Annotated in this window: 15 protein-coding genes; 8 read left to right on the plus strand and 7 right to left on the minus strand. The window is 62.1% G+C overall.

Features of this window, described 5'->3' with window-relative positions; genetic code table 11:
- Positions 1 to 78 precede the first annotated feature (78 nt).
- Complete coding sequence (locus tag GGI60_RS00140) at positions 79 to 1245, minus strand: cysteine desulfurase family protein (protein ID WP_183913613.1); 1167 nt, start codon at positions 1243 to 1245, stop codon at positions 79 to 81.
- 217 nt (positions 1246 to 1462) lie between these two features.
- Here GGI60_RS00140 and GGI60_RS00145 point away from each other — a divergent pair, with 217 nt between their 5' ends.
- Entirely contained in the window at positions 1463 to 2140 is a 678-nt protein-coding gene (locus GGI60_RS00145; protein ID WP_004675601.1) for an alpha/beta hydrolase, read from the plus strand.
- A 29-nt stretch (positions 2141 to 2169) separates the two neighbouring features.
- On the opposite strand, the gene GGI60_RS00150 is transcribed toward GGI60_RS00145, so the two are convergent.
- A complete protein-coding gene (locus GGI60_RS00150) occupies positions 2170 to 2706 on the minus strand; it encodes a GNAT family N-acetyltransferase (RefSeq protein WP_183913611.1) in 537 nt (178 codons plus the stop codon).
- Positions 2703 to 3815 carry an anhydro-N-acetylmuramic acid kinase gene (locus GGI60_RS00155; RefSeq protein ID WP_183913609.1) on the minus strand — a complete coding sequence of 371 codons (1113 nt, stop codon included), beginning with the start codon at positions 3813 to 3815 and terminating at the stop codon, positions 2703 to 2705. Before GGI60_RS00155 ends, GGI60_RS00150 begins: the two co-directional genes overlap by 4 nt.
- 132 nt (positions 3816 to 3947) lie before the next feature.
- Here GGI60_RS00155 and tyrS point away from each other — a divergent pair, with 132 nt between their 5' ends.
- Positions 3948 to 5204, plus strand: coding sequence for a tyrosine--tRNA ligase (gene tyrS / locus GGI60_RS00160; protein ID WP_183913607.1), 1257 nt, complete (start codon positions 3948 to 3950; stop codon positions 5202 to 5204).
- Between the two features lie 63 nt (positions 5205 to 5267).
- On the opposite strand, the gene GGI60_RS00165 is transcribed toward tyrS, so the two are convergent.
- On the minus strand, positions 5268 to 5564 hold the full coding sequence (locus tag GGI60_RS00165) for a hypothetical protein (RefSeq protein WP_183913605.1): 297 nt from the start codon (positions 5562 to 5564) through the stop codon (positions 5268 to 5270).
- 177 nt (positions 5565 to 5741) lie between these two features.
- Between GGI60_RS00165 and GGI60_RS00170 the strand changes: the two genes are divergently transcribed.
- Positions 5742 to 7403 (plus strand): alpha-amylase family protein, encoded by a 1662-nt coding sequence (locus GGI60_RS00170; RefSeq protein ID WP_183913603.1) that lies wholly within the window; start codon positions 5742 to 5744, stop codon positions 7401 to 7403.
- Between the two features lie 12 nt (positions 7404 to 7415).
- Here GGI60_RS00170 and GGI60_RS00175 read toward each other — a convergent pair whose 3' ends face one another.
- Positions 7416 to 10814, minus strand: coding sequence for a DUF3971 domain-containing protein (locus GGI60_RS00175; protein ID WP_183913601.1), 3399 nt, complete (start codon positions 10812 to 10814; stop codon positions 7416 to 7418).
- Positions 10815 to 10939: 125 nt separating this feature from the next.
- On the opposite strand from GGI60_RS00175, the gene GGI60_RS00180 reads away from it, so the two are divergent.
- The 5 genes from GGI60_RS00180 to GGI60_RS00200 all read left to right on the plus strand — a co-directional run bounded on the left by GGI60_RS00180 (position 10940) and on the right by GGI60_RS00200 (position 15756).
- The gene (locus tag GGI60_RS00180; protein WP_183913600.1) at positions 10940 to 11413 is read left to right on the plus strand and encodes a peroxiredoxin; all 474 of its coding nucleotides are present in this window, start codon (positions 10940 to 10942) and stop codon (positions 11411 to 11413) included.
- Positions 11410 to 12237, plus strand: a complete 828-nt coding sequence (locus GGI60_RS00185) for a ferritin-like domain-containing protein (RefSeq protein WP_183913598.1) — start codon at positions 11410 to 11412, stop codon at positions 12235 to 12237. Before GGI60_RS00180 ends, GGI60_RS00185 begins: the two co-directional genes overlap by 4 nt.
- 104 nt (positions 12238 to 12341) lie before the next feature.
- Complete coding sequence (locus GGI60_RS00190; protein ID WP_183913596.1) at positions 12342 to 13658, plus strand: peptidoglycan DD-metalloendopeptidase family protein; 1317 nt, start codon at positions 12342 to 12344, stop codon at positions 13656 to 13658.
- Between the two features lie 157 nt (positions 13659 to 13815).
- Positions 13816 to 15333, plus strand: coding sequence for a DEAD/DEAH box helicase (locus tag GGI60_RS00195; RefSeq protein ID WP_183913594.1), 1518 nt, complete (start codon positions 13816 to 13818; stop codon positions 15331 to 15333).
- A gap of 3 nt (positions 15334 to 15336) precedes the next feature.
- The gene (locus GGI60_RS00200) at positions 15337 to 15756 is read left to right on the plus strand and encodes an NUDIX domain-containing protein (RefSeq protein ID WP_183913592.1); all 420 of its coding nucleotides are present in this window, start codon (positions 15337 to 15339) and stop codon (positions 15754 to 15756) included.
- On the opposite strand, the gene GGI60_RS00205 is transcribed toward GGI60_RS00200, so the two are convergent.
- Positions 15753 to 16073, minus strand: coding sequence for a TfoX/Sxy family protein (locus GGI60_RS00205; protein ID WP_064685448.1), 321 nt, complete (start codon positions 16071 to 16073; stop codon positions 15753 to 15755). The genes GGI60_RS00200 and GGI60_RS00205 overlap by 4 nt on opposite strands.
- Positions 16074 to 16105: 32 nt before the next feature.
- A complete protein-coding gene (locus GGI60_RS00210; protein ID WP_183913590.1) occupies positions 16106 to 16600 on the minus strand; it encodes a flavin reductase in 495 nt (164 codons plus the stop codon).
- Positions 16601 to 16736: the final 136 nt, after the last annotated feature.

A 16736-nucleotide genomic window follows, 5' to 3' on the forward strand; every position in this document is an offset into this window, starting at 1 on the left:
CTGATGTAAGAGGCCAAAAGGGACTTTTCAGCCCGATTGGCAAGCGGAAATTTGCGTTTCCGCAAGTTTATGATGCGGTCAGGCCGCCTCACCCGCCGACCTGCGCCGGCAGGCGATCTTCGCAAAAGCGGCAACCGCCCTGTCTATGTCTTCTTCCGTCGTCGAGAAGCCGAGCGAGATGCGTAGTGCGCCGAGCTTGGCGTCGCGGCCCATCGCCGTCAGCACATGGCTTTCGCCAAGCCGTCCCGACGAGCAAGCCGAACCTGCCGAGAGCGCGACACCTTCGAGATCGAAGGCGATCTGTCCGGTCTCGGCCTTCAACCCCGGTAGGGTGAAGAAGATCGTATTGGCGACGCGCTCGCCGCTCTCGCCATGGATGATCACGTCGGCGGCGTGCCGTCGCATGCCTTCCTCGAGCCGCTCGCGCAACGCGCCGATTGCCGCATTGCGCGTCTCCAGCTCGCCCGCTGCCGTCTCCGCCGCCGCGCCAAAGCCAATCAGCGCCAGCGAATTCTGTGTCCCCGAACGGTGACCACGCTCCTGCCCGCCACCCTGGATCAGCGGCCGCGGCATCAGCGCCTCGCCGCGCGCAATCAGCGCGCCGGCGCCTTTCGGCCCGCCGATCTTATGCGAGGAGACGATCATGAAATCGGCGCCAATCCTATTGATATCGAGCGGGATGCGGCCGGCCGCCTGCACCGCGTCGACCACGAAAAGCCCGCCATGGGCATGCACGATTTTTGCCGCCGCCTCGACCGGCTGGACGATACCCGTCTCGTTGTTGACAAGCATGACGGCGACCATCGGCAGGCCTGCTGCCTTGTCATGCGCCCCGAGCAGAAGCCCGAGCGCGTCGAGATCGACGATTCCGGCTTCCGTCACCGGGATCTCCGTCATGTTTTCCCTGGAGAAGCGCCCGCCTTCGCGAACCGCCGGGTGCTCGACCGCTGAAAAATAGAGATGGCCAAGCCGAAGCGGCGTACGACCCATGCGAAATTCCGGCGTCAGCACCAGATTGGCGGCTTCCGTTGCGCCGCTGGTGAAGATCACATTGCCGGCTTCTGTGCCGGCAAGGGCGGCCACCTTGCGTCGCGCACATTCGATAGCGGCGCGGGCGGCCCGTCCCTCACCATGCACGCTGTTCGGATTGCCAAACACGTCAATGGCGCCCATGATCGCCTCACGCGCTGCGGGGTGCAGCGGCGCTGTGGCATTCCAGTCGAGATAAAGGCGTGGCGGCGCCATGATCTTCAGTCCTGCGCTTGACGAGCTTGCTTCAGCACCCACGGTTCATTTTTCTTGAAATTTCCGCCGGGCTTGCCGTATGACACGTTCCACGAAGCGTGGATCGCCATGCAAGTTTCGAATTGTTCTAAACTGCGTTTTAGAAAAGCTGACAACGATAGTCAAGTCATGTTGTCGCCCGACGCAGCGCGAACGCGAAATAAAACCCGGAGTACCAATGCCCGAAGTAATTTTCAACGGTCCAGCCGGCCGTCTTGAAGGCCGCTACCAGCCCTCCAAGGAAAAAAGCGCGCCCATCGCCCTGATCCTGCATCCGCATCCGCAGTTCGGCGGCACGATGAACAACCAGATTGTCTACCAGCTCTTCTACATGTTCCAGAAGCGCGGGTTCACGACTTTGCGATTCAATTTCCGGGGCATCGGCCGCAGCCAGGGCGAATTCGACCACGGCGCCGGCGAATTGTCTGATGCCGCCTCGGCGCTCGACTGGGTGCAGAGCCTGCATCCCGATTCGAAGACCTGTTGGGTCGCCGGTTATTCCTTCGGTTCATGGATCGGCATGCAACTCCTGATGCGCCGGCCGGAGATCGAGGGCTTCATGTCGATCGCGCCGCAGCCAAATACCTACGACTTCTCCTTCCTGGCGCCCTGCCCCTCCTCCGGCCTGATCATCAACGGCGAGGCCGACAAGGTGGCGCCGGAAAAGGATGTCAACGGCCTTGTGGAGAAGCTGAAGACCCAGAAGGGGATTCTCATTACCCATCGCACCGTTGCCAATGCCAACCACTTCTTCAACGGTCAGGTGGAGACGCTGATGAGCGAATGCGAGGACTATCTCGACCGCCGCCTCAATGGCGAGCTGGTGCCCGAGCCGGCGGCCAAGCGGATCCGCTGACCGCATAACCCGTCTGCCCACCGCCATCATCACGACGCGCTGGGCTTTCCCGACTGCATGCCTGCAGTCAGCTCGTAAGCCGTGTCGAGGACTCCATCGATCAGGATTGGCGCGCGTTCGCGCATGCCGATCTTCCTGAGGACCCGCTGCGAAGCAACGTTTTCAGGATGCGTGAAAGCGATTAAGCTCGACGCGAACGCCCTCGCGAAGAACCAGCCGGCGAGCGCGCTCGCCGCCTCAGTCGCCAGGCCCTTGCCCCACGCCTCCTCGCGCAGGGAATAGCCGAGTTCGAATTGGTCACTCCCGAATCGCGAAATGCCGGCGCGACCCATAAAGCTGCCATCCGCGGCGAGAAGCTTGTATTTGGTTGTACCGTCGCGCGCCTGCTCCGCGAACCAGTCGCGCAACCGTTGCTCGGCCTTATCAAGGCTCCAGGGAGTATTGCCGGGAAGATATCGCGTCGTCGCCATGCTTGAGTGCAGTTGCTGCAGCAGGGCGGCGTCGCCTTCGTCCCACATGACAAAACGCAGCCTCGGCGTTTCCAATATCAGCCTTTGGCTTGTCATGGTCTTGCCAGCACGCCGCCGCTGACGGGAGCCGCAACTCCCGTCGTGCCGGGAAAGGTCAGCGGCAGCCCGTCCAGCGAGCGTACGGCGAGGTAGGCCCAGGCCTCGGCCTCCATCGCATCGCCGTCGAAGCCCGCGGCCTCGGCGCTCAACACTCTTGATCCCTCGGCCATCGCCGAGAGCTCGCCCATCAAGGTGCCGTTCAGCCGACCGCCGCCGCAGACGATATAGGCCGATGGACGTTCGGGCAGGAATCCGGCGGATTTGATGATCGATGCGGCAGCGACATGCGCAAGCGTCCGGGCGCCGTCTTCGAGGCTCGCCTCATCAGGCCGAAGCGGCGCGAAATCGCCGCGATCGAGCGAACGGCGGACATTGCCGCGGAAGAACGGGCTGTTCAGATACCGCTCCGCCAGGGCGGGGACGACTTTCCCGCGCCCGCCGATCTCGCCGCCGGGATCATAGGTTCTGCCGGTCTGCATCTCTACCCATTGATCGATCAGCGTGTTGCCAGGGCCGCTGTCGAAGGCGGCGATCCGGCCGTCAGCGCCGATATAGGTGAGGTTGGAGATGCCGCCGATATTGACGAAGCACACCGCCTCTCCCGCCTGCTGGAATTTTCCCGCCAATGCTGCATGATAGGCCGGCACCAGCGGCGCACCCTGCCCGCCATGCACCATATCGTTGGCACGCATGTCGTAGACCACTGATAAGCCCGTCCGGCACGCCAATTCCCGGCCGTCGCCGATCTGGATCGTCAGTCCCTCGTCCGGCCGGTGAAGCACCGTCTGGCCATGGAAACCGAGAATGTCGACGCCATTGGCAGCGAGCCCGAAATGCTCGAGAAATGCCGTAACGGCAGTTGCATGCCGTAAGGTCAGCTCGAGCTCGATCTCGCGAAGTTCTCCCGGCCGTTGGTTCCTGTCCCGGAGCGGCCGCGCCAGTTCCAGCGCCCGTTTGAGCCGTCCGCGAAACTCTGCATCATACGGCATGCCCAGAAACGGCCCGCGCTCGATGAAGCCGCGGCCGTCGGTCCTGATCAGCGCAACATCGATACCGTCCATCGACGTGCCGCTCATCAGGCCGATCGCGGTTCTGACCACATCCATGAGGCTTGCCTCCCATGCGATTCCCGGATGCACTTTTGTAAAAACAGTGCTAAACGCGCCGCGACAGATCAACAACAACGAAGTTGCGCAAGGCCACACGGGACCGAGCGCAGACACCAAGAGACGAAAGCCATGTCCGAGTTCAAGTCCGATTTCCTCCGCACGCTGAAAGAGCGCGGCTTCATCCATCAGGTTTCCGATGAAAGCGGCCTCGACGATCTGTTCGCGAAGGAGGTCGTGACGGCCTATGTCGGTTACGACGCAACCGCGACCAGCCTGCATATCGGCAATTTGATCTCGGCCACTATGCTCTACTGGCTGCAAGAGACCGGCCACCGGCCGATCGCGCTGATGGGCGGCGGCACGTCGATGGTCGGCGATCCCTCCTTCCGCGATGAGCAGCGCAAGCTTCTGACGCCGGAGGCGATCAACACCAACATCGAGGGCATCAAGAAGATATTCTCGCGTATCCTACGCTTCGGCGACGGTCCGACTGATGCCTTCATGGTCAACAATGCCGACTGGCTGATGAAGCTCAACTATGTCGAATTCCTGCGTGACGTCGGCCGGCATTTCTCGGTCAACCGCATGCTCTCCTTCGACAGCGTCAAGCTGCGCCTCGATCGTGAGCAGTCGCTCTCCTTCCTCGAATTCAACTACATGATCATGCAGGGCTACGACTTTGTCGAGCTCAGCCGCCGCTACGGCTGCCGCCTGCAAATGGGTGGTTCGGATCAGTGGGGCAACATTATCAACGGCGTCGATCTGGGGCACCGCATGGGCACGCCGCAGCTCTACGCGCTGACCACGCCGCTTTTGACGACGAGTTCCGGCGCCAAGATGGGCAAGACCGCCTCCGGCGCCGTCTGGCTGAACGAGGACGTCTTCAGCCCCTATGATTTCTGGCAGTACTGGCGCAACACCGAGGATGCCGATGTCGGCCGGTTCCTGAAGATCTTCACCCGCCTGCCGCTCGCCGAAATCGCCAGGCTCGAGGCCCTCGGCGGCGCCGAAATCAACGAGGCGAAGAAGATTCTCGCCACCGAAGCGACCGCGATCGTCCACGGTCGCGAGGCGGCCGAAGCATCCGCTGAAACGGCCCGCACCACCTTCGAGGAAGGCCGCGTCGCCGAAAACCTTCCTTCTGTTGAAATCCCGGCCACCGAGCTTGACGGCGGCATCGGCCTGCTCTCGCTGATGGTCCGCGCCGGCCTTGCCGGCTCCAACGGCGAGGCTCGTCGCCACGTCCAGGGCGGCGCAGTGCGCATCAATGACGAGGCCGTCAGCGACGAACGCCGCCTGATCGGCAGCGGCGAAATCACCGCCGACGGTGTCATCAAGCTCTCGCTCGGCAAGAAGAAGCACATCCTGATCCGCCGCGCGGCATAGGTCGCTTCAAATGGACGGATCTTGAAGCCGGCGCCCCGCGCCGGCTTTTCCTTTGGCACGGGATCAGTCGGCCCGCCACCGATATTCCGCATCGTCTTGTTTCATCTCTCGAAGGAGCGGTCCGGGTGGATTAACTTCCGAAGCGGGTCGTACGCGCGACCACCAGCCAATCGAGAAGATCGGCGGCGTCATCTTTGCGTCGAGCGGAACCAGGAGGACATGCTCGACGGGGATGCTCTTCACCAGCTTCAGCCGTCCGCCCTTTTCTGCAGAATTCGAAGCATCGCCAACTGTCACGGCCATCATGGTGGCCGATAGGAAGGAGACTGTCCGGGCGCACTGCATGGCATCCTCCGACATTGCACCAATCGCTGTTGCAGCTGGCACCCACACTACATCAGAGTTATCTAAAATAAGCAAAGCATCAATGACCAGCCTATAGGTCGCAATTATCCAACTGGCCGCGCCACGATATCGCCTTCCCGGAACCTTTTCCGCCCGACGGGATTTGCGACCAGATGCATTTGGAGTGCCGGCATGATCAACGACCTCTGGTATAAGAACGCGGTCATCTACTGCCTGTCCGTCGAGAGCTTCATGGATGCGAACGGCGACGGTGTGGGCGATTTCCAAGGCCTGATGCGCCGTCTCGACTATCTTTCAGGCCTCGGCGTGACGGCGATCTGGCTCATGCCGTTCCAGACGTCGCCCGGTCGGGACGACGGATACGACGTCTCCGATTACTATAATGTCGATCCACGCTATGGCTCGCTCGGCGATTTCGTCGAGTTCACCCATGGTGCCAAACAGCGGGGTATCCGGGTGTTGATCGATCTGGTGATCAATCACACCTCGAAGGATCATCCCTGGTTCGAAGACGCTAGGAGCGACCCGCATTCACGCTATCGCGAGTGGTACGTCTGGTCAGACAAAAAGCCCGCCAACGCGGATCAAGGCATGGTTTTCCCGGGCGTCCAGAAAACCACCTGGACCTATGACGAAAAAGCCAAAAGCTACTATTTTCACCGCTTCTACGATCACCAACCCGATCTCAACACGTCCAATCCCGAGGTGCAGGCGGAGATCCTCAAGATCATGGGCTTTTGGGTCCAGCTCGGCGTCTCGGGCTTCCGCATGGACGCCGCCCCCTTCATCATCGCCACCAAGGGCGCCGAGGTCACCAAGCCGGTCGAACAGTTCGACATGCTAAGGAAATTTCGCGAATTCCTGCAATGGCGCCTGGGAGATTCCATCGTGCTGGCGGAGGCCAATATCCTGCCGAAGGACAATTTCGAATATTTCGGCGACGATGGCGACCGCATGCAGATGATGTTCAATTTCCAGGTCAATCAGACGCTGTTTTATGCTCTCGCCACGGCCGACACGCGGCCTCTGAAGAAGGCGATGGATGCCACGAAGCCGCGCCCGGCAACTGCGCAATGGGGGCTGTTCCTTCGCAACCACGATGAACTGGATCTCGGTCGCCTGACGGATAAGCAGCGCGACGCGGTATTCGCGGCATTTGGACCCGAGAAGGGCATGCAACTTTATGACAGGGGCATTCGCCGTCGCCTGGCGCCCATGCTCGGCGGCGACCGCCGCAGGATCGAGCTGGCCTACAGCCTGCTGTTCTCGCTGCCCGGGACGCCGGTCATCCGCTACGGCGATGAAATCGGCATGGGCGATGATCTGTGCCTGCCGGAGCGCAATTGCGCGCGCACCCCGATGCAATGGTCGACGGAACCGGAAGGCGGTTTCACCAAAAGCGCGAAGCCCGTTTCACCTGTTATCAAGGACGGCCCCTACGGCTTCGAGCACATCAATGTCGCCGTCCAACGGCGCGACCCTAATTCGCTTTTGAACTGGACCGAGCGGATGATCCGGATGCGCAAGGAGGCTCCCGAGATCGGCTGGGGCGATTTCTCAGCGGTCGACACAGGTGACGACGGCGTACTGGCGCTGCGTTATGACTGGCGCGGCAATTCGGTGCTGATCCTGCACAACCTGCGTCCGCACCCGATGGAAGTGACCTTCGATCCTGATGTTGGTGAACTCGGGCGATTGCTGATCGATATTGCCGATGGGGCAAGTAGCGAAGCCGACGAAAAAGGCCGCCATACGGTCATGCTCGATGCCTATGGCTACCGCTGGTATCGCGTCGGCGGCCTCGACTATCTCCTCAGGCGGAAGGATATTTAGTCTCGCTTTCCTTCACTGGAATTCGAAAATCTGCCGGAAGACGCCCGGGGCGATGATCGACAGCGGATTGATCTGCAGGTTCGGCTGGTCGAACTTGCCGGTGAGCTTAAAGGTGATGCCGATCAGGCCGCGGTCGCTGCCATTGCCGAGGATGACGCCGATCAGCGGCAGTTCAGCGAACAGGCGATTGAGGCCGTAGGCGGGCATGAAGGTGCCGGTCATATCCATATTGCCCTTGCGGTCCCGCACCACGCCCTGGAACGTCGCGCCGATCTGGTCGCCACGCAGCACCCCGTTCTCGATACCGATCATGCCGCCCCGCGAAACGATGCGGGCAAAGCCGCGCTGGAAGCGTTGCGACGAAGTATCGATGTCGCGTTTGACGGCCTCGTTAAGGCTGCGCTGCTCGTTTCCGACGGGTGTCGAGACGATCGAACGCAGGCGCTGTTCGTTGACGATCGAGAAGCGGCGCACGTCGAGCGAGCCATCCCAACCGCCCTCCGCACCCAAGCGGATCCCCAGATTGAGCAGGCCGCCCTGCATGTGCTGGTAGAGATCGGCGAAACGGAAAACCGCGCCGGCATCGCCGCTGGTGATGTTGATGACGCCGCCATCCTTCATCTGGCTGACCACGGCCTCACCGCTGTCGGTGATGCCGGAAAAATTCAGGGTCTGTAGCTTGTCGCCGCGCAGTGACAGCTGAGCCTGGAAGTTGCCGACCTTCTCGTCATTGAAGCCGATGACGTTTTTCAGCCTAGCGCGCACCGACACGCCGGTATTGTCGCTATCGCCGCCCTCGCCGCTGTCCGAGCCCGATTTCAATCGCGCGATGACCGGCCGCGCATCGGCGCTGGTTCCTGAAACGGAGACGTCAAAATTGCCCTTGCTGCGCTTCACCGACAAGGCGAAATCGTCGAGCGAGGAGAGCCTGACGCTGTCGAAATCCGCGGAGATTAGGCCCGTCTTGCCGACGTTCAGCGAGCCACTGGCACCGAAGCCGTCACCCTTCAGCCGGAAATTCTTTATCTCAGTATTTTCGGGCGGGCCGGAAATCTCGAACTCCGCGGATGCGGCAATGCCGCTGCCTTTCGACCAGCCGATCCAAGGAAGGTCGAGCATCGATTTGGTGAGGTCGAGCTGAACGTCTTGCCGGTCGTCGTCTATCCGCGTCAGCACCATCTTCAGGTTACCCCTGACGATATCGGAAACCCCGGGCATCACCTTGCTGCGCTGATCATCCGAGAGCGTCGCCGTGATTACGCGCTGCCGCTCCACGCCAGACGACGCTTCGACCGGCTCGGTCAGATCGATCTCGGCCGGAATGCCGTCGATCTCGCCCTTGGCGTCGAGCGTGATCTGCTTCGGATCGCCATTCAGCATGCCGCTGACATTGCTGATCGTGCGGCCGGAGAACGGCTTGGCCAGATCGACGTCGGTGAGCTTCATGGCGGCCTTCCACTCGGCCGGCGGCGGGTTTTGCGACGACAGCAGTCCGAAATGCGCCTTCACATTCGCGTCGATGTGTCCCTTGAAATCGTCGGCCGTAAAGCCGGCGCGCTGCAGCACCCGGATCGGTTTGTAGGTCAGGAGCTCGCCTACGGCGTCCGCCGCACCGGAGACCGCAAGATCGATATCGGCCATCAGCGGTTTGTCGTATGCGGAAGGTATGACGAACGTTCCCTGCCCGAGACCGACGGACCGGCCGGAGGGGAAATAGGAAGTGCCGCTCTTGATCGAAATCGTCGCAACCGGGCCGGTCAGATCGAAATGCGCCGCCGTATCGCGCACCGGCGGAATGTCGCCGGCAACGTTCATCCGCGCACCGGCAATGTCGAAGCCGATGCGGATCTGGTTGGCGTCGAGCTTCAATCCCTTGCCGCCGGCTGCTTCGTCAAGCCGTCCGAACGGGATGAAAACGGATATGGCGGCGTCGGTGACGGTGCCGCCGAAGAGATTGCCATGCACCCATGTGCGCACCTTGGGCGCCATCCAGAACGGCCAGAGCTGCTTGATCGCCGTCGTCTGCAGCTCTCTGGACTGCCCGGCAAAGCTGATTTCCGGCGACTTATCGCCGAGCTTGACGTGCAACGCCCCGTAAAGCGCGCCGAGCGCGCTGGAAACGGTCATGTTGGGAAACAGGAATTCCCGGCCGGCGACCATATAACGCCCGGTCGCCTGGATATCGAAGGAGAGCGGCTGTTCGCCGGAGGCGCCAGGCGCGGCGGTGCCGCCGCTGACCAGCAGGTCGATGCCGAAGCCCTTGCCGGCCTGCGGGTCGAGCTTGTCGAGATCAATCAGCGCGCCGTTGATCGGAACCGTGGTCGCGCCGAACCGGGCGTTCGACTTGGCGATCTCCAGCGTCTGCTTGGCGAAATCATAGGCGAGGTTGATCTGCCCGCCCGACAGCTCCTGCGGATCGCCATCTGCATAAATCACGCCGGGATCGATATCGATCGTTGCGGCAAGCGCCGGCTGCACGCCGTCGCGCTCCCTGGTCGCCGACACTGTCAGGTCGACGAAGGCACTGAGCCCCTGCCGTATCACGCCCTGATCGTTGCGTTTCAACGCAAAGGGCGTGAGGTCGGCGTGCCTGAGCGTCGCCACCACCTTCGACACCTGGCCGCCTTCCTTCTCGGCCAGCACATCGAGCTCCGCCACTTCGCCGTTAAGCGCAACCTCACCTCTCAATTGCAGTGAGGATGGCCCGGCATGCGCAAAGATCAGATTATCGACGACGAGCGACAACGGGCCGTTTGCGGTGTCGGCGAATTTGACGTCGATGCCGGAGATGCGCACCGAATTGGTCGAGCCGCGTGTCACGATGTTGTCGAACATGTCGAGCTGCGAGAAGATCGTCTCCATCGCCGCCGGCATGGCGTCGATGCGCAGATCGTCGAGCTTGACGGGGTTGCCGGAGGGCAAAAGCGCGGTGTCGAGCGCGATATCCTCCGCTTCGATATCGGCGACGGCGATGCGGCCGCGGAAGAGCTGTAGCGGATCGAGCCCCAGCCGCACCGAACCCGTCGTCGACAGGTGCTGGCCGCTCTGCTGGTCGATCATATTGACGTTGCGCGCTTCCAGCGCCAGCCGGAAGTCAGAGGTGAAACGGATGACGGTGGACCCGACTTCGGCGCGGTAGCGCGGTCCGGCCACGCCGTTCAGCGCCGCCTGCGCCTGCTCAGACAGCGGCTTGTCGAACATGCCGCTCTCGACGGTGAAGACGATGGCACCGAGGATCAGGAGAATCAGTCCCAGAAATCCCAAGGTCAGCTTCGCCGTTCGCCGCATCGGCGAACGCGGCGGCGGGCAATGAACGATGATCGGATCCTCGGCCTGGGCGGACGGCAAGCGGTCCAGCGCAACGATATCCTTCTTGCGAAACGTGACCTTTTCGCCGCGGATGGCTGACATGCGCCCTCGGGCTCTCCCTTAAATCGAAGAATTGAACCCGGCCATGCTGGACGGGTTTCCATCCACTATATAATTCGGGGAGAGAGAGTGTCATCCACAAACCCGGCAAAAGAAAGGTTTTCCCAATGGCGGTTCCCGGCATCGGTGCCCTGGCCCCCGATTTCAATCTCCCCCGCGACGGCGGCGGTCGTGTCTCCCTGTCCGATTTTCACGGCAGGCCGCTAGTGCTGTTCTTCTATCCCAAAGATGACACCACGGGCTGCACCGCCGAATCGCTGGCTTTCACAGCGCTGGCGCCGGAGTTCGAAGCAGCCGGTGCCGCCGTGATCGGCATGTCGCCCGATTCGGCTGCCTGCCATGACAAGTTCATCAGGAAACACCGTCTTTCGGTGGCGCTCGCCTCGGACGAAGACAAGACGACGCTGCAGGCCTATGGCGTCTGGAAGGAAAAGAGCATGTACGGCCGAAACTTCATGGGCGTCGAGCGCACCACGTTCCTCATCCGCCAGGACGGCACGATCGCCACCATCTGGCAGAAGGTGAAGGTGCAAGGCCATGCCGAAACCGTGCTCGAGGCCGTCAGGAATCTGGCCGCGTGACCGGTGATTTCACAATAAGCTCGTTGCGCGGCGGCGCCATCGACGCCATCCGCTCGGCCGATCTCGACCGCAAGACCGCCCTTGCGCAGGAAAGCGCCACCCGCTGGTTCGCCCGCCGGGTGTCGCTGCGCTCGCCGCTCGACGCTGCCCTGCCGGAAAGGCCCGGCCGTCCCGACAAACCGGTGCTGACGCCGCCGACCCTGGTGAAGAAGCGCTCGCTGCACACGCTGAAAGGCCGTATCGCACTGCTGCATGCCATCGCCCATATCGAGCTCAATGCGGTCGACCTGGCGCTCGATATCGTTGCGCGATTCGCGACCGAACAGGTGCCGAACTCCTTCTTCGACGGCTGGATGCAGGTCGCTTTCGAGGAGGCGAAACATTTTCGCATGGTGCGCGCCCGCCTCAACGATCTCGGCGCCGATTACGGCGATCTTCCCGCCCATGACGGGTTGTGGCAGGCGGCCAATTCGACGCGCAACGACCTGACGGCAAGGCTCGCCGTCGTGCCGCTAATTCTCGAAGCCCGCGGCCTCGACGTCACACCGTCGCTGCAGGCCAAGATGCGCGAGACCGGCGATCTCGAAAGCGCTGCCGTCCTCGACGTCATCTATAACGACGAAAAAGGCCATGTCGCCGTCGGCGCCAAATGGTTCCGTTTCCTCTGCGCCCGCGAAAGGCGCGATCCGGCTAAGGCCTTCCAGGAGCTGGTGCGCGCCAATTTCCGCGGGCCGCTGAAGCCGCCCTTCAACGATCTCGCCCGGGCCGAAGCCGGGCTGACGCCGTCTTTCTACCGCACTCTTGCATCGATCAGCCACGCCTGAGGTGATTGATTTTCTGACGCAAATGACGACTGCGAAAGTATTCGTTAACCATAACGGTGTCTAATTTCCGAAAGAGGCGTAGAGCATCAATCGGGAGAGCCTGCGTGAACAGCGGACATCAGCACCGGGTATTCGGCAAGCGGGCGCAGGAACACATCCTCATCCTGGCAAGCGGCGACAAGGTGCGCCACATGACGGTCCGGCCGTGGATGGCGGCGCTTGCCTTCTGCTTCGTCGGCGTCTTCTCGATCGGCTATCTCCTGGCGACCTCCTACCTCGTGTTGCGCGACGACCTGATCGGCGCCACCATGGCGCGCCAGGCCCGCATGCAGCATGACTACGAGGACCGCATCGCCGCCCTTCGTGCCCAGGTCGACCGCATCACCTCCCGCCAGCTTCTTGACCAGCAGGTGGTCGAGGACAAGGTCGACAAGCTGATGGAGCAGCAGTTGGCGCTCACCTCGCGGCACGGCAAGCTCGACAATCTGCTCGACCGCGCTGAAAGTTCCGGCCTGACGGAAAAGGACGGCGCGCAGCCCGCACCGTCATCGCCCGTCCAGTCCCTTGCCCCCGATATCAAGGATAAGCGCGCTTCGCTCACCGGCATCGAGGCCATTGAGAGACAACTGGCGAGCGGCGCGCCTGCCGACGCGACGCCCGACAATTCGACGCTTGCCTATGTGCCGTCCGCCGAGACGGTTGGCGACCGCGCCGACCGGATCTTCTCCAAGGTGACGCTGTCGCTGAAGGATGTCGAGCAGGATCAGCGCAACCGCGTCGAGCAGCTGACGAGTGACGCCGGCCACGCCGCCAGCGCCATCGCGACCGTGCTGACCCGCTTCAAGATTCCTGTGCCTGAGGAGACGGCCGCCGCCAGGCAGGAGGAGAGCGCCGTCGGCGGTCCCTATCTCGAACCCGAGAGCAACGACGACTTCAACAATTCGCTGGCCGCCCTCGACGGCGCGCTGACCCGGCTGGAGGCCGTGCGCAGCACCGCCGAATCCCTGCCCTTCCGCAACCCCGCCATCGGCAAGGACGTCACCAGCCCCTTCGGCAACCGCCGCGACCCGTTCCTCGGCCGCCTGGCACTCCATTCCGGCATCGACTTCCGCTTTTCACCGGGTGAGAGAATCCGTCCGACGGCGCCCGGCAAGGTCATCGCCGCCGGCTGGACCGGGGGCTACGGCAATATGGTCGAGGTCGACCACGGCAACGGCATCTCGACGCGCTACGGCCACATGTCACAGGTTCTCGTCAAGGTCGGCGACACGGTTGGCCGCAACGATGTCATCGGCCTTGCCGGCAGTACCGGCCGCTCGACCGGCACCCATCTGCACTATGAAGTGCGCCAGAACGGCCAGGCGGTCGATCCAGTATATTTCATGAATGCCGGACTTAAACTCGCCACCTACATCAAGTAATAGCCGTCAAGTAACCATCGCTTCACTCTGCACGGGGTGCGCCCTCTCTATTTCTTGACTTGCCGGCCATTCGGGGCTATGTCGCGCTGCATTGCGGCATGCAATCCCGCCGACTCGTTCAGAGATCGGCCGAACCGGAACGGAAACAGTTTTCCCTTTGACGACATTCGCTGACCTTGGCTTGAGCCAAAAAGTGTTATCCGCTGTTACCGACGCGGGCTATACGATCCCCACGCCTATTCAGGCGGGGGCCATTCCCTTTGCGCTCGAACGCCGCGACATTTGCGGCATCGCGCAGACCGGAACCGGCAAGACCGCATCTTTCGTTCTTCCGATGCTGTCGCTTCTGGAAAAGGGCCGCGCCCGGGCGCGCATGCCCCGCACGCTGATCCTCGAGCCGACCCGCGAACTCGCTGCCCAGGTCGCCGAGAATTTCGAGAAGTACGGCAAGAACCACCGCCTGAACGTTGCCCTGCTGATCGGCGGCGTCTCCTTCGAAGACCAGGACCGCAAGCTTGAACGCGGCGCCGATGTGCTCATATGCACGCCCGGCCGCCTGCTCGACCATTTCGAACGCGGCAAGCTCCTGATGAGCGGCGTCGAGATCCTCGTCATCGACGAGGCCGACCGCATGCTCGACATGGGCTTCATCCCCGATATCGAGCGCATCGCCAAGCTCATCCCCTTCACCCGCCAGACGCTATTCTTCTCGGCAACCATGCCGCCGGAGATCCAGAAGCTCGCCGACCGCTTCCTGCAGAATCCCGAGCGCATCGAAGTGGCAAAGCCGGCTTCGGCCGCAAAGACGGTGACACAGCGCTTCGTCGCCTCCCACAGCAAGGATTATGAGAAGCGCGCGGTTCTGCGCGAGCTCGTCCGTGCGCAGACCGAACTGAAGAACGCCATCATCTTCTGCAACCGCAAGAAGGACGTCGCCGATCTCTTCCGTTCGCTGGAGCGCCACGGCTTCTCCGTTGGTGCGCTGCATGGCGACATGGATCAGCGCTCCCGCACGATGATGCTGCAGAGCTTCCGTGACGGCAATCTCCAGCTGCTGGTCGCCTCCGACGTCGCCGCCCGCGGCCTCGACATTCCCGATGTCAGCCACGTATTCAATTTCGATGTGCCGATCCACTCGGAGGATTATGTCCACCGCATCGGCCGCACCGGCCGTGCCGGCCGATCGGGCGCCGCCTTTACGCTCGTGACCAAGCGTGACACCAAATTCGTCGATGCAATCGAGAAGCTGATCGGCGAAAAGGTCGAATGGCTGAGCGGCGATGTGAATTCGCTGCCACCGGCCGAAGAAAGCGCCGACAACGAGCGCCCGCGGCGCAACAGCCGCGACCGGGCCGCAAAGGGTGAGCGGGGCGAGAGGGATCGTGGGCGCGGACGCGGCAATCGCGGTGCCGCGAGTCATAAATCTGATAACGACATACAGGATAATGACGTCCAAGTGATCGAAGCAGCACCAGCAAGGGCCGAAGTCTTGAAGAACGAGCGCAAAGCAGAGCAGAAGCCGCAAAACAACGCGCGCAACAATCGGCCTTACCCGGCAAACGACGACAGCCGCGACCGCCGCCGTCATCGCGATCACGACGATGGCCCGACCCCGGTCGGTTTCGGCGACGACATCCCAGCCTTCATGCTGATCGCCGGCAGCGCCAAGGTCTGAACAATGGGCAGGCCCGGCCATGATTTTCCGGGCCTCGGGGTTGGTCTGGTGATCCTGCGCGACGACAGGATCCTCCTCTACAAACGCATGAATCCGCCTGAAGCCGGCTACTGGAACATTGTCGGCGGCAAGGTCGATCACATGGAGCCGGCCGAAGAAGCCGCGCGTCGCGAGGCCGAAGAAGAAACCGGCCTGAAGATCGGCCGGATCGAACGGATCGGCGTGACCGAACAGATCATCGATGCCGACCGCCAGCACTGGATGTCCATCCTTTATCTCGCCCGCGACGTCGAAGGCGAGCCGCAACTGACTGAACCCGACAAGCTTTCTGATTTCGGCTGGTTTGCCCTGACGGATCTGCCCATGCCGCTGTCGGCCTTCACCAGGGCGGCAATAGCAGTTTTGCCGGCTGCGGAGCGCTAACTCTCGGTGCGAAGCGCCGCCTCATAGGCCAGCCTCACCCATTTCGCCATCAGATCGGGATCGTCGTATGCCTCTTCTGGGATCGACCAGTAGGGCATTTTCACCGGCTTGCCCTTCTTGCCCTCATAGGCCCATTGCGTGGCGCCGGCGGCGGCAAATTCCGGGGCGCTTGTCTCGTCAGCCTTCAGCAGCATCTCGTCGCGCACTTCGACTGCAACGATGCGCCCGAGGTGATAAATGCCTTTGCCGCCGAACATGCGCTTGATCGTGACTGGGCCGAGCCCCTGAAACATTTCCTCGATCCCGGCATTGTCCATTCTCTATTCCCTCAAAATCTCCGCTGCGCCGATCACAGCGTGTGATAATCCCGGTTCACATAGATGAGCGCCGGATGCTTCTCACTGAAGCGGACGGCGGCGACTTCGCCGAAGATGACATTATGGGTCGGCATTTCCTTGATGTCGGTCACCCGGCAATCGAAGGCGGCAAGCGCATCGGCAAGGACCGGCGCGCCGGTGACAAGCGTGTCGAAACGGGCGCTGGCGAAGCGTTCGTCATCGGCAAGCGCCGTACGTCCGGAGAAAGCGTCGGCAACGCCCTGGTGGTGAGCGCCGAGCGTGTTCAGCACGAAGATGCCGCTGCGGAAAAAAATCTCGTTCTTCGGATTGGTGTTGTTGAGGCAGATCAGCACCGAGGCCGGATTATCCGAGACCGAGCAGGCGGCTGTGATGGTGACGCCCCGGCGCATGCCTTCCATCACCGTCGTCACGAGTTGCACATGGCCGGCATAACGGCTCATGGCATCGCGATAAAGGCCGGGGTCGATATGCTGCCTGTTCAACAACTGCTTCTCCGTACGCTCTTCTGCCGACTGCATACATCCATAAATCGGAATCGATTTGGGGACAAAATTACGCGGCAATTCAAAGTGCTGCAGCGTCCTTTGCGTCACCGAAAGGACGTCCTGCGCTGCAGTTCGA

Source organism: Rhizobium lentis (assembly GCF_014200175.1).
Classification (GTDB): domain Bacteria; phylum Pseudomonadota; class Alphaproteobacteria; order Rhizobiales; family Rhizobiaceae; genus Rhizobium; species Rhizobium mulingense.